We start from the raw sequence: 13648 nt of genomic DNA, 5'->3' as shown, positions 1-13648 counted from the left end.
AATGGATAGAAAAAGTTTTTTAAAAGCAATAGGAGGCGGATCTTTAGCAATGGCTTTAGCTCCCAATATGATGATGGCGGAGGAATTAAAAATCCTTAATTTACAATCTGCAAATAAACTGACTATTCTTCATACCAATGACCAACATAGCAGAATAGAACCTTTCGACGCGAGCTATACCAAAAATCCCAATCAGGGAGGTTTTGCAAGAAGGGCAAGCTTAATCCAACAGATCAGAAGCCAGGAAAGTAATGTTCTTCTTCTTGATTCCGGAGATATTTTCCAGGGAACTCCTTATTTTAATTTCTTTGGAGGAGAACTGGAGTTCAGATTAATGTCTATGATGAAATATGATGCCTCTACTATGGGAAATCATGATTTCGACAATGGACTTGATGGATTTTTAAAAGTGCTTCCTAATGCGAAGTTCCCTTTTATCTGTTCCAATTATGATTTTAAAAATACGGTTCTTGACGGGAAAACTTCTCCCTACCAGATATTCAACAAGAATGGAATCAAAGTAGGAATTTTCGGAGTGGGAATCCAGCTGGATGGTCTTGTAGGTAAAAAGCAGTATGGAGAAACCGTTTATTCCAATCCGATTGATGTAGCACAGCATTATTCAAATTTCCTGAAAAAAGAGAAAAAATGTGATCTGGTGATTTGTCTTTCACACATCGGCTACGACTACAAGGACGAACCAAGTAAAATAAGCGATAAAATTTTAGCGGCCAATACAGAAAATATTGATATTATCTTAGGAGGCCATACTCATACATTCTTACCGGAACCTCAGACCTTTACCAACAGACAGGGCAAAAATGTCCTTGTTAATCAGGTGGGATGGGCAGGTCTTCTTTTAGGTAGGATCGATTTTTATTTTGATACAAACAAAAACGTACAGCATATTTCCTGGAACAATCAGGTGATAGATAGCAGCATAACCGCATAATATGAAAAAACTCTCTATAATTTCTCTTGGTATTTTAGCATCCCTGCAGCTGACAAAAGCACAGGTTATTTCATCCAAAAAGTGGGCAGATCTTTTTTCCTACAGTAATGTCTTAGCCATGAAAGAAGACAATGGAAAAATTATTGCAGCCACTCAAAACGGAATATTCTATTATACAATATCAACAGGAGAAATTACGAAGTTATCTAAAGCCAATGGCCTGCACAACATCGGAATTACCGCTTTCGATTATAATCCACAGACCAAAACAGGGCTTATCGGTTATGAAAACGGATCCATGGATGTTATTACACCTCAGGAAATCAAATATATTGTTGATATTCCTATTGCTACAGGATATAATGGAGATAAAAAGATTAACCACATTTCTATAACCGGAGATCAGGCTGTCATTTCTGTTGGGTATGGAGTTTCCATATTTAACCTTCAGAATAAAGAATTTGGTGATTCTGCATTTTTCCTTTCCGGTGGGGTTTATCAGGCAAGTAATGAAGCTACGATCTTCGGGAATAAAGTATATTCTGTAACGGATACGGGATTGAAGAGCCATCAAATGAATACTACGTTTCCCGTATATTCTACCTGGACAACGGAGGCTCCAGGAGCTTTCAAACATATAGATTCAGAATCAGAATTGGTTTTCTCAACGGCTACAGCAGCTTATATTTATAATAATGGTACTCCAACACCACTTCCTACTACTTTTGAAAAAATAAGGGATGTGGTGATTACTTCCAACAGTATTACCGTTACCGATAACAGAGTATATACATATGGTATTAATGGAGTATCACAAAATGCGGTAAGCCTTGGTGAAGAATGCAATACTGCATTAACAGCCGGGGGAAAGATTTTTGGAGGAACAGTATTATCAGGAGTCAAGGATGAAAGTAACAATACTTTTAAACCTTCCGGACCTTACTTCAATTTTGCTTATAATATCAATCTTTTTGATAATAACCAACTTCTGGTCTCTACCGGAGCAAGAGCTAATAATTATAACGAACCGGTTAGTAATCCTAAAAAACCTGGATTTTATTATTTTACCGGTACAGAATGGGTGTATCCTTCTTTTTTTGTTAATAACCCACAGTCCATCAATGTACTGGATGCAACATTAAGTCCTTTTAGTAATAATGAAGTATTTTTTACCAATTATACGATGTTTGATAATGGGGTCTACAAAATGAAGTACAATGCTACCAGCAAAGATTTTGAACTGGTAAAGTATTATAATCTCGGAGCACAGCCTTATTACAGACGTCCTGTTGGTTTTGCCACAGACTCTCAGAGCAATCTTTTTGTATCATTTGGTTTCAATGATGGTAACCCGTCTATGGGAATTTATGATAAAGCAGCTGATGATTTTGTTATCAAAAAAATAGTTCTTGCCAGTGATGGTACACAAAAACCTGTTTTCCACGAAAATATGTTGTGGACTCCGCTACCGAGATCTAATAACTTCTGGGTGTATGACTATAAAAATGCTCTCAACCTTTCCGATGATTCAGATTATATTCTGGGAGCATCAAATGGATTTAACAGTTCAGGAGGAATTTTATCTGTAGCATTTGATAAGGCTGGTGATGCATGGATCGGTACAGACGGAGGGCTGAGGATCATGTCAAACGCAGCATCAGAAATAAAAAGCGCACAGCCTAAAGTAGAACCTATAGTTATAGAGCAGAATGGTTTGGGTGAAGAGCTTTTCAGAGAATCAGCAATTCTTCAGATTGCAGTAGATGCAGGTGATTATAAGTGGGTATCTGTTGACGGTGGTGGTGTTTACTACCTCTCTTCAGACGGTCAGAGAACTATAAAACATTTTACAAAGGAAAATTCACCCCTTCCTACGAATAGTGTTACCGATATAAAAGTTGATAAGAAAACAGGTAAAGTCTATTTTGTAACGTATAATGGTATTGTAACCTATCAGGGAGATGTTGCGGATGTAACTTCCAATTTCGGTGATGTGGTAGTATATCCTAATCCTGTTGTGTATTCTAATTTCAAAGGAAAAGTAACGATAAAAGGTCTTGCGGAAAAAACCAATATAAGAATTGTGGACGCTGCAGGTAATGTAGTTCACTCAGCTGTAGCACGAGGAGGATATTATGAATGGGATCTGAATAATCAGAAAGGAACAAGAGTAGCTTCAGGGATTTATTTTGTTCTGATGACGAATGAAGACGGATCTGATAAAGCTACCGCCAAAATAGGAGTAGTCAACTAATTAATGAATTCACAAAACGGTTTTTTACTTTCATTTATCAAATATGGAGAAAATGATGCTGTATTGCATTGTTTTACAGAAGAAGAAGGTTTTCAGAGCTATTTTCTGAAGGGAATTTATTCCAAAAAGAACAAAAAGAAGGCCTTGCTTCAACCGCTGAGCCAGCTCAATTTTTCTGTAAATCCATCACGTGGCAACGGTATTCCGTCTGTTTCAAAGTTTGAACTGGTAAAAAACAATGATATTTATACAGACATCAAGGTCAATACCGTCATTTTCTTTATCTCAGATTTTCTGAGTCATATTCTTAAGCATGAGAATAAAAATATTCCGATCTATTCCGGTATTGATCATCTTATCAGTGAGTTGACCCATAAAAATTACCAGGCCCATCTTCTGTTTTTGCTGGCTTTTTTAAAAATTCAGGGTGTTGCGCCCCTATTGAGTGAAGGCAGGTTTTTAGATCCGGAAACAGGAACTTTTTCTCCGGGAATAAGTCACCAGCTCTTCAATGAAGAGATCTCCATGCTGTGGAAAGAAGCACTTTGTGCAGAAGATTTTTATGCCACAAAAATCCATTCTTCTTTGAGAAAAGATTTCCTTGACAGCCTTTTAGTATACTATCATTATCATATTACAGATTTCAAAACTCCGGCCTCACTGGAAATTATACAGCAGATATTTGAATAGATAATATTATTCCTTTGACTTCCCTGCTGTTTTTCCAATATCCTCCGGCATTTCTGTTTCAGATTCTGCCATTTCTTTTTTGGAAAATCTAGGTTGAAGAATCTTAGCAATAAGTCCTGTCCAGCCCGTCTGATGGGAAGCTCCTACTCCACGGCCGTTGTCTCCATGAAAATATTCATAGAACAAAATATAATCTTTAAAATCCGGATCGGTCTGAAATCTTTCATACTGTCCATGAACCGGGCGTTTACCATTTTCATCCTTTAAAAAAATCTTGGCAAGTCTCTTGTTTAAAGCATCTGCAATCTGGTCCAGGCTGGAATAATTACCACTTCCCGTAGGATATTCCACTAAAAAATCCGGGCTGTAATAAAAGAAAAAACGCTGAAGACTGTCAATAATAAGGAAGTTGATCGGAAACCACACCGGACCGCGCCAGTTGCTGTTTCCACCAAAAAGTCCGCTATCACTTTCCGCAGGGGTATATTTTACGCTGTAATTCGTATCATTCAATGTTAATGTGTAAGGATTTTTCTCATATTCTTTGGATAAAGCTCTTACTCCGTAATCACTTAGAAATTCATCAGGATTCAACATTCGGTTTAACAGTCTTTTCAGACGATGTCCCCGAAGCAGAGACAAAAGGTGCTTGGAATCCTGCCCTTTCACTTCCCATCTTGAAACCAGAGAAGCCAGTTCAGGTTTATTATCCAGTACCCATTTCATTCTTTTCTTGAAATTGGGAAGGTTTTCAATCATTTCATCATCGATGACCTCAACGGCAAACATCGGAATTAACCCAACAATTGTTCTTAACTTCAGATACATATGTGTTCCGTCGCTGGAAGTTATGGCATCATAGAAAAATTCATCCTGTTCATCCCAAAGACTGAAGTTCTCATCACCCATATTGTCCAAGGAATGAGCAATCGACAGGAAATGTTCAAAGAACTTCATGGCCATTTCTTCATACACCTTATTGTAAAGAGCCAGTTCCAGGGCAATTCTCATCATATTCAGGGCAAACATAGCCATCCAGCTTGTTCCATCGGACTGCTCCAGCTGTTCCCCGTTGGGCAAAACAGAATTCCGGTCAAAAACCCCAATATTATCAAGTCCCAGGAATCCTCCTTCAAAGATATTATTGCCATTAAGGTCTTTCTTATTAACCCACCAGGTAAAATTCATCAATAACTTCTGGAAAGCACTTTCCAGAAATTCGAGATCGGGCTTATCTTTTAAATATTCATCAATTTTAAATACCCTGAAAACCGCCCAGGCATGTACGGGTGGATTCACGTCGCTTAAGTTCCATTCGTAGGCAGGCAGCTGACCGTTGGGATGCATATACCATTCAAACAGGAAAAGTTTTAGCTGATGCTTTGCAAAATCCGGATCTATCAGGGAGAAACTGATGGTATGAAATGCCAGATCCCATGTTGCATACCATGGATATTCCCATTTATCGGGCATTGAAATGATGTGTTCATTGTTAAGATGCTTCCAGTCATAGTTTCTTATGGTTTCACGGGACTTTGGCGGAGGCATTCCGGCAGGATCACCTTTCAGCCATTTTTCCACATTGTAGTGGTAAAACATTTTATTCCAAAGCATTCCGGCAAAAGCCTGTCTCTGAACCAGTTTTTCATCTTCCGAAGCAATTCCTTTCTGGATTTCTGCATAAAACTCATCTGCCTCTTTGTGTCTTTGTTCAAAAAGAATATCGAAATCTTTAAAAGGCTCTCTGACCTCCTTATCTGAAAGCCTGAATTCAAAGACTTTTGATTCTCCAGCTTTAAAATCCTCATCAATAAAGAAAGACGCTTTGGTCCCTGTATTTTGAGGATTCACAGACTGAGAATTTCCCGTCATCACAAAATTATTGATCCCGTCTTTACAGTATTTTGACTCATTGGAACATTGGTAAAGCCTTTCATTATTCGTTTCGTTGTTACAAAATAATGTTTTTAAAGATTGTTTTGCATAGACATTTTTAATCTCGATATCCTGATGATTGATTGTGATATGATCAGCATCTTCAGCAGACAATTGTGGTCTATAATCATCATATCCCCAATTCCAGGTATTCCTGAACCAGACAGTCGGAAGAATTACCAGTGACGCTTCTTTTTCAGATTTATTGACTACTGTTAGTCTTACAAGGATATCATTCTGACTTTCTTTTGCATATTCAATAAAAATGTCAAAGTATTCATTGTGATCAAAAATCCCTGTATCAATCAACTCATATTCCGGCTCCTCTTTCCCTCTTGCTGCATTTGTTTTTATGAGATCTTCATAAGGAAAAGCATTTTGAGGGTACTTATAGAGCATCTTCATATAAGAATGTGTAGGGGTGGAATCCAGATAGTAAAAATATTCTTTCACATCTTCACCGTGATTTCCCTGTCCGTTGGTGAGTCCAAAGAACCGCTCTTTCACCATTTTGTCCTTTTTATTCCAGAATCCTACAGAAAATACAAGCTTCTGGAGATCATCACAGATGCCGCATATTCCTTCTTCTCCCCAACGGTAAGTTTTGGCTTCTGCGGTGTCATGATTGGTGTAATTCCATGCATCTCCGTTTTCACTGTAATCCTCACGAACAAGTCCCCATTCACGGTTACTGACATAAGGTCCCCATTTTTTCCATGAAACATCTGAAATTCTCTGTTTTTCCGACATAAGCGATAATTATGAGTAATGAGTAATAAGCAATGAGTAATATTTAATTCCGTTTCAAACTCTAAGAACAACCTCAAAAACTTTAAACTTGAAACTTTAAACTTTAAACCTTGAACTTGAAACGTTGAATTCCCCTATCCTCCCGTAGAAAAACTCTCAAACGTAGTCATTCCACCATCCACGAAAATGCTGGTTCCGGTGATGTAATCTGCAAGGTCACTCGCAAGGAATGCTGCTAAATTTCCGATATCCTGCGGTTGCCCGATTCTGTTATAGGGAATAAGAGTAAGAAGAGAATTGAGTGCTTCCGGAGTGTTCCATGCATTCTGGTTAATTGGTGTCTGTATCGCACCCGGGCAAATGGAATTGACACGGATTTTGTCTGCCCCATATTCCTGAGCCAATGTCTGCATCAGCATTCTGACAGCACCTTTACTGGAAGCATAATTAGCATGTCCTGCCCACGGAATAATCTCATGTACTGAACTGATATGAATAATTTTTCCACAGGCAACAGACCTTGAAGGATCTATTCCCCTTCTCAGAAATTCTTTAATAGCTTCTCTGGCACAAAGAAATTGCCCGGTCAGATTGACTCCTATCACTGCATTCCATTGATCCAAAGTCATTTCAGTGAATTTTGCATCCTTTTGAATACCTGCATTATTGACCAGAATATCTACCGTTTGGAATTCAGAAACAACATCCTGAAACATCCTGACTACCTGATCTTCTTTGGAAACATCACATTGGTAGGTTATTCCTTTACCTCCTGCATCCGTTATTTCCTTTAAAACAGCTTTAGCTTCTTCTGTAGATCTTTCTGAAGAATGATTAACAATGACTGTTGCTCCAGCTGCTGCCAATGATTTTGCAATTCCTGAACCGATTCCACTGGAAGCTCCTGTGACAACTGCCACCTGGTTATGAAGTGATATTTCCATATTTTGTAATTTGATCTTACTCAAAGTTATGGAAAGATATCAGCAGATAAAAAATTAAGCTTTTAAAATTTTATTAAAGTTTTTTATACATCAGATATTGAGGTCCGCTTCTTCCAATCCTCGTTTTACCATCATAAATATATCCTGCCTGAAGATAAATATGGTAAGCAGATTCATTTTTCTGGTTGACAGCCAGTACAATTTCATCGCAGGTCTTGAAATGATTTCGGACAAAAGTACCTACTTCATGCATTGCCGCTTTTCCAATTCCTTTTCCCTGCAGCTGTGGATTCACGGATAGCGAACGAACTAAAACAGAATTCTCATTATCCGTAAGATCTAATTTATCTTTTCCAAAATCAAGGACAAAAAAACCTACAGGCAGATCATTTTGAAATATCGTCACTGGAAATGCGTCATCATCATCCCGTTCGCTGATGCTTTGTAAGGCCTGCTGAGCAGTTGCTGTAAACCTCATCTGATTTTCATCCAAAGCATAACTGACTCCGGAAAGGTCTTCTGGTTTAAAGAATTCTAAATGTATCATAATATTAGTGATGGTAGATATCTTCGTACATTACCCCAGCACGGATTTCCACGGGAAGTTTATTTTCCTCAGGAACGATGGGACAATTGTAATCATAAGCATTGTAAGCACAAAAAGGATGATAGGATTGATTAAAATCAAGCACAATGGTATTTCCTTTCGGGATTTTAAGATCCATATATTTCCCTCCACCATAGGTTTCTTTTTCATTGGTGGCATCACGGAACGGAAGGAAGAGATAGTCTTTGTATTTTTCCTGTTTAATCAAATCCAGACTCTGGTATAAAGTAACGGTATAAGGTTTTCCATCCAGTGTAAAGGTTGCTTTTCCATATTCCTGATAAGACTTTGTTTTTCCTGAAGACGTAGGAAGATCAAAGGGTTTTGTATCTTCTGATTTCACAAATTGCGCAGTAACTCTGTATTTAGCATCGAATGGAAAGAAAGGATGCTCTTTAAAATTTTTAAAATTATCACCCCGTAACGGCGTTTCTTTTGGATTGAGGTATTCGGCATTAAGTTCTTTCTGAAATTTCTGCACCTCTTTCTCTTCTTTTGACATCTTTTTTTGAGAAAAAACCCATAGTGGAAGCAGTAGAAAGAGTATGATATATTTTTTCATGAATTTAAAATTATAAGTAAAGCTATGAATTTTCATTCCAACAAAAGTTAAAATTGTAATAAAAAATATAATCTGTTTTAAATAAAATTAACCTCTGATAATCTAGCATACTTTTTGAAAAACAAAGCTCATGGACAGAAAAAGCTTCATAAAGACCAGTGTTCTGGCAATATCAGGATTTTATTTTATTCAATCTGAGTTATTTCATGCTGCAGAAAGAAGAAACAATCAGATAAAGGAATATCATGATGTTCCGATTGTTATTATTGGCAGTGGATACGGAGGTGCTGTATCTGCCCTTCGTCTGTGTGAAGCCGGAAAAAAAGTAGTACTGCTGGAAATGGGTCTCAACTGGGAAAAAGCAGGAATTCCGTTTTCCAATCTGCTGAAACCTGGAAAAAGTTCTGCATGGCTGAAAAGCAAAAGCATTGCTCCTTTTATGAATATTTTTTCGCTAACTCCTTTCACCGGAACATTGGACCGTCTGGATTTTGATCATATTAAAATCTGGGTAGGAAGAGGAGTTGGCGGAGGCTCTCTGGTGAATGGCGGAATGGCTGTGACTCCCAAAGAAATCTATTTCAAAGAGGTTTTCCCTGATCTTGATGCTGAAAAGTTTTATAATCATTACTTTCCTCTGGTACGGGAAGAACTTAAAGTCAATGTGATTGACGAGCAGTTTCTGAAAGACTGTCCTTATTATAAATTCACCCGGGTAGGTGAAGAAGAAGCTCATAAAGCTGGTTTTAAAACAATAAGAGTTCCCAACGTGTATGATTTTAAATACATGGAAAAAGAATTCCTGAATGAAGTTCCCCGCTCGGCTCTTAATACTGAAGTGATCTATGGAAACAATCACGGGAAAAACAGTTTAGATAAAACCTATCTCAGAAAAGCGATGGAAACCGGAAATTTAGAAATTCTTGATCTTCATCGTGTCCAGACTATCCAACTGAATGATGACAAAAGTTATACATTGAATGTCCAGCAAATTGATACTTTCGGTGCTTTGCTTACTGACAAAGTCTTTACCTGTAAAAAACTGATTCTTTCTGCAGGAACGATGGGCACTCTACAGCTTCTGTTACAATCTCATGCAGAGAACGGATTTCCCATCCATGAAAAGATTGGTAAAAACTGGGGAAACAACGGAAATTTTATGACAGGAAGAAACTGGGTGAAGCCTTTGTCTGGTGGCACCGGAGCAAAGCAATCTACTATCCCGGTGGGAGGAATTGATAATTGGGATGATCCTGAACATCCGTTTTTCACAGAAATAGCTCCTTTGCCTATGGGAATGGATGTGGCCACCGCTTTGTATCTACTCATCAACAGGGTGGATAAAAAAGGAGAAGTTGCTTACCATAAAGCCAGCAAGTCACTGACACTAAACTGGAATGAAAGTAACACTATCAAAATGAAAGAAAATGCCCAGTATTTTATCCGGAAAATGAATAAAGCTAATGGCGGTACCAGAAGTCATCTTCTTTTCGATAATGGTTTTGGGGCAGATATTTGTTATCATCCGCTTGGTGGGTGTGTTTTAGGAGAAGCTACCAACGAATATGGAAAACTCAAAGATCATGAAAATCTGTACGTACTGGATGGATCTTTAATTCCGGGAACCATTGGTGTGAACCCGTTTGTAACTATTACGGCCGTTGCAGAATATTGTATTGAAAATCTTATCAGGCAAAATGAATTTGCCTGAAATTAAGACATTGTCTTCACTTCCATAAGGTAATTTCTGATATCTTCCTCCAGCTTTACCGGATAGATAAAATGAAGCTTTTCAGCCAATGAAATCCCAAGCTCATGTACTAGATCTGCATAAGCAAAGAGTGCATTCCAGTTTTCTTCAATATTGCTTCCTGAGAAAGTTTTTTCCACTTTATTCCATAGATCAACGGACAGGTATTTTTTGAAAAGTCTTCCGTGTTTATTGGTTGTGATATTATTCCAGTCCTGATTTCCGGCAATATACCATTCAATCAAAGGGACAAGATAATCTGTACGCAGAATATTTTCAGACATAAATTTGGCGTAAAAAATATCTCCACGCTTCAGACACTTTGCCACATAGGTCGTATCCCACCAGAAGTCATTCATCAGCTGCTGAAATTCTTTTTCTGAAGGTTTCTGAATCATGATAGACTGATACGTTGGTGGCTTCAGATTTTCAGTCAGCTTATCTTTATCTATTAAAACTTTGTATCCTACGTCCCAGTCTTCAGGAAGGTTTTCTTCTTTAATCTCTTCAATAAATTCCGCTACCTGATAGAGTTTAAAGTCAACCTTCACATGGTCTTTGTACAATACCATTTTCATGGCATGCTTTCCGTCAAAAACGCTGTCATCTTCCTCAATCATGGAAATAGGCTCACCAAAGAGTCGGATCCATTCATTTCCGGATTCATAAGAGGTTCTGTTTTCAAAAACAAGTTCTACATCAAGATCACTGAAATTGTCTACGGGTGCATAAGGATTTACCAATGAGCTGGTCAGGAGAACAGCACGGATATCAGGATTGTTTTCAGCCCAGTGAATAATCTGTTCCAGCTTTTCTTCCCTTCCTTTCATATTAATAAGATTCTGATATTTTCACGCGATATACGTCGGAAGAATTTCTCTTGATTGATTCTACAAAGAATCCTCCTTCCTCAGGAATAACTTCTTTCAGATCAAAACTTTTGCAGTCTTTCGGGAGACCTGAAAATATAAGGGTAAACCAAAAGTCTTTCATAAAGGGAACTGGTGTCCAATAGGGCGAAATTGAAATATTTTCCGCATGAATCATTTTGCTCCTGTGCTCAGACTGATTGTCAAAAAGATAGGTCGAATGCCAGATCCTGATCAGGTTTCCAAGGAACGGTGACGCCGGAAAACAACAGTGTACAATAACCTGCCTCTCCTCTTCTGTTTTCGCCTGAAGAGATTCAAGGAGTTCCTTGGCAATGACTGGTTTTACAATGACTTCTTCCACCTTTTTATGAGTAATAGGTAATGAGCAATGAGTAATAGTGTTTATTACTCATTGCTCATTATTGATGTTAATATTCTAATTCTAATTTTTCTTTGGTATAATTTCTTACTTCATGAGTCAACTCTGGATTCTCAGCCAGTTTTTGTCCGTAAGAAGGAACCATTTCAAGCAGCTTTCCTTTCCATTCTCCATGTAGTTTTTCCGGGAAGCATTTTTCCAGCACATTCAGCATGGCATATACTGCTGTGGAAGCACCCGGTGAAGCGCCCAATAGAGAGGCAATCGTTCCGCTCTTGTTTACTACCACCTCAGTTCCGAATTCCAGCTTACCCCCTTCTTTTTCATCTTTTTTGATGATCTGAACTCTCTGTCCTGCTACTTTCAGTTCCCAGTCTTCTTCTTTAGCATCTTTGATAAATTCTCTCAAATGCTGCATTCTCTGAGACTTCGTCATGGCAACCTGCTGGATCAGATATTTCGTTAGTGGAATATTATGCCACCATGCTCCGAAAAGGGATTTCAGGTTTTTGGTGTTGACACTTTCAGGAAGATCGAGATAGCTTCCTTCTCTTAAGAATTTAGTTGAGAATCCTGCAAAAGGTCCGAAAAGAAGTGCTTTTTTACCATCAATGATTCTAAGATCCAGGTGTGGAACAGACATTGGCGGAGCATCTACCGTAGCCTGTGTATATACTTTAGCATGATGCTTTTCTACCAACTCCTGATTGTGGCTTACCAGCCACTGGCCGGAAACCGGGAAACCTCCATATCCTTCACTTTCCTTAATATCTGAGCTGTCCAGTAGCGGAAGCGCATAGCCTCCTGCCCCGATGAATACAAAATCTGCCACCACTTCCTGTTTGTGGCTGTGGATCCTGTCTTTCACTTTCATTTCCCATTTACCACTTTCTCTCGGGCTGATGTCTTTCACTTCATGGTATAAGAAAACCTCTACATTGGAATCTTCCAGAAGATGTCTTCCCATTTTTCTTGTCAGTGTTCCGAAGTTCACATCCGTTCCCATATCCATCTTCGTTGCAGCCATTACTTCAGACTGATTTCTTTTGCTCATCACCAAAGGAATCCATTCTTTCAGTTTTTCATGATCGGTAGAAAATTCCATTCCTGAAAAAAGGACAGATTCTGCCATCTTATCATGACGTTTTTTAAGATATTCAGCATCTTTTTCTCCGAATACCAGACTCATGTGTGCACAGGAATTGATAAATTCTTTGGGCTCATGAATATATCCTTTGGTAATCAGATAAGACCAGAATTGTTTTGAAATTTCAAACTGCTCTGCAATGCTTTCTGCCTTGGAAATATCAATAGATCCGTCTGGTTTTTCAGGGGTATAATTTAGCTCACAAAAAGCGGAATGTCCTGTTCCGGCGTTGTTCCATGCAGCTGTACTTTCTTTGGCAAACCTTCCGAGTCTTTCGAAGATAGCGATTTCAAGATTTGGATCAAATTCATGAAGCAGCGTTGCTAAAGTGGCGCTCATGATTCCGCCGCCTATCAGTACAACGTCGTATTTAGGTTTCGGTGTTCTGCTTGTAAGCGATTGTGACATAATTTTAAAATTTTACTTCAAATTTCGGGAAAAGTTTTAAAAACCGGAACGATTTTAACACGTTATTTTTTCGCTTAAAACACTTATTGAGTACACAACAAAAAACCATGGAAAATTTCAATAAAGTACCATTGAAATGATTGATAATGTAAAATATTTTTTGATGAAAATGTTAATTTTTTATTTTTTTAATTCACTGAATGGTAATTAATTGACCCATTTTTCAGGAAGAAAATTTAATAAAATTTTAAGTTTATTTAAGTTCATCATATTAAATACTGTAACCATAACTATTTACGCCCTTAAACTTTTTCAACAATAAGTGATAAATAATTACATTAAATACACAAAATATCACATTTTATTGAAAAATATTCAGTTTTATAAACGAAATAACA

At 37.9% G+C, this 13648-nt stretch carries 11 protein-coding genes; 4 read left to right on the top strand and 7 right to left on the bottom strand.

Going from position 1 to position 13648, the window contains the following annotated elements; all coding sequences use genetic code 11:
- The first annotated feature begins 1 nt into the window (after nt 1).
- The 3 genes from RAH34_RS20375 to recO are packed head-to-tail and all read left to right on the top strand — an operon-like array spanning nt 2 to nt 3896.
- Nucleotides 2-952 (top strand): bifunctional UDP-sugar hydrolase/5'-nucleotidase, encoded by a 951-nt coding sequence (locus tag RAH34_RS20375; protein ID WP_306597336.1) that lies wholly within the window; start codon nt 2-4, stop codon nt 950-952.
- Between the two features lies 1 nt (nt 953).
- Entirely contained in the window at nt 954-3206 is a 2253-nt protein-coding gene (locus RAH34_RS20370) for a T9SS type A sorting domain-containing protein (RefSeq protein WP_306597335.1), read from the top strand.
- A gap of 3 nt (nt 3207-3209) precedes the next feature.
- Nucleotides 3210-3896, top strand: coding sequence for a DNA repair protein RecO (recO, locus tag RAH34_RS20365; RefSeq protein ID WP_114820689.1), 687 nt, complete (start codon nt 3210-3212; stop codon nt 3894-3896).
- Nucleotides 3897-3902: 6 nt separating this feature from the next.
- Here the strand turns inward: recO and RAH34_RS20360 are convergent, their stop codons facing one another.
- The 4 genes from RAH34_RS20360 to RAH34_RS20345 form a co-directional block, all read right to left on the bottom strand.
- A complete protein-coding gene (locus RAH34_RS20360) occupies nt 3903-6581 on the bottom strand; it encodes a glucosidase (protein ID WP_306597334.1) in 2679 nt (892 codons plus the stop codon).
- Nucleotides 6582-6715: 134 nt separating this feature from the next.
- Entirely contained in the window at nt 6716-7525 is an 810-nt protein-coding gene (locus tag RAH34_RS20355) for a glucose 1-dehydrogenase (RefSeq protein WP_306597333.1), read from the bottom strand.
- 73 nt (nt 7526-7598) lie between these two features.
- A complete protein-coding gene (locus RAH34_RS20350) occupies nt 7599-8072 on the bottom strand; it encodes an N-acetyltransferase (protein ID WP_306597332.1) in 474 nt (157 codons plus the stop codon).
- A 4-nt stretch (nt 8073-8076) separates the two neighbouring features.
- Nucleotides 8077-8694 (bottom strand): DUF1684 domain-containing protein, encoded by a 618-nt coding sequence (locus RAH34_RS20345; RefSeq protein ID WP_306597331.1) that lies wholly within the window; start codon nt 8692-8694, stop codon nt 8077-8079.
- A 130-nt stretch (nt 8695-8824) separates the two neighbouring features.
- Here RAH34_RS20345 and RAH34_RS20340 point away from each other — a divergent pair, with 130 nt between their 5' ends.
- Complete coding sequence (locus RAH34_RS20340) at nt 8825-10405, top strand: GMC family oxidoreductase N-terminal domain-containing protein (RefSeq protein WP_306597330.1); 1581 nt, start codon at nt 8825-8827, stop codon at nt 10403-10405.
- 2 nt (nt 10406-10407) lie between these two features.
- Here RAH34_RS20340 and RAH34_RS20335 read toward each other — a convergent pair whose 3' ends face one another.
- From RAH34_RS20335 to mqo, 3 genes are all read right to left on the bottom strand, one after another.
- On the bottom strand, nt 10408-11274 hold the full coding sequence (locus RAH34_RS20335; RefSeq protein WP_306597329.1) for an AadS family aminoglycoside 6-adenylyltransferase: 867 nt from the start codon (nt 11272-11274) through the stop codon (nt 10408-10410).
- Between the two features lies 1 nt (nt 11275).
- Entirely contained in the window at nt 11276-11677 is a 402-nt protein-coding gene (locus RAH34_RS20330; RefSeq protein ID WP_114820683.1) for a hypothetical protein, read from the bottom strand.
- 67 nt (nt 11678-11744) lie between these two features.
- Nucleotides 11745-13250: a malate dehydrogenase (quinone) gene (gene mqo, locus RAH34_RS20325; protein WP_306597328.1), complete on the bottom strand. Its 1506-nt coding sequence runs from the start codon at nt 13248-13250 to the stop codon at nt 11745-11747.
- Nucleotides 13251-13648 lie beyond the last annotated feature (398 nt).

Origin of the sequence: Chryseobacterium sp. WLY505 (assembly GCF_030846215.1) — a bacterium.
Lineage (GTDB): Bacteria > Bacteroidota > Bacteroidia > Flavobacteriales > Weeksellaceae > Chryseobacterium.
The sequence above is the reverse complement of the archived record's forward strand: the minus strand, read 5'-3'. Positions and strand labels throughout refer to the sequence as shown.

Coding starts and splice junctions, on each gene's coding strand:
- RAH34_RS20340 (WP_306597330.1), top strand. CDS start 8,825: ATGGACAGAAAAAGCTTCATAAAGACCAGTGTTCTGGCAATATCAGGA.
- mqo (WP_306597328.1), bottom strand. CDS start 13,250: ATGTCACAATCGCTTACAAGCAGAACACCGAAACCTAAATACGACGTT.
- RAH34_RS20360 (WP_306597334.1), bottom strand. CDS start 6,581: ATGTCGGAAAAACAGAGAATTTCAGATGTTTCATGGAAAAAATGGGGA.
- RAH34_RS20350 (WP_306597332.1), bottom strand. CDS start 8,072: ATGATACATTTAGAATTCTTTAAACCAGAAGACCTTTCCGGAGTCAGT.
- RAH34_RS20370 (WP_306597335.1), top strand. CDS start 954: ATGAAAAAACTCTCTATAATTTCTCTTGGTATTTTAGCATCCCTGCAG.
- RAH34_RS20345 (WP_306597331.1), bottom strand. CDS start 8,694: ATGAAAAAATATATCATACTCTTTCTACTGCTTCCACTATGGGTTTTT.
- RAH34_RS20355 (WP_306597333.1), bottom strand. CDS start 7,525: ATGGAAATATCACTTCATAACCAGGTGGCAGTTGTCACAGGAGCTTCC.
- RAH34_RS20335 (WP_306597329.1), bottom strand. CDS start 11,274: ATGAAAGGAAGGGAAGAAAAGCTGGAACAGATTATTCACTGGGCTGAA.
- recO (WP_114820689.1), top strand. CDS start 3,210: ATGAATTCACAAAACGGTTTTTTACTTTCATTTATCAAATATGGAGAA.
- RAH34_RS20375 (WP_306597336.1), top strand. CDS start 2: ATGGATAGAAAAAGTTTTTTAAAAGCAATAGGAGGCGGATCTTTAGCA.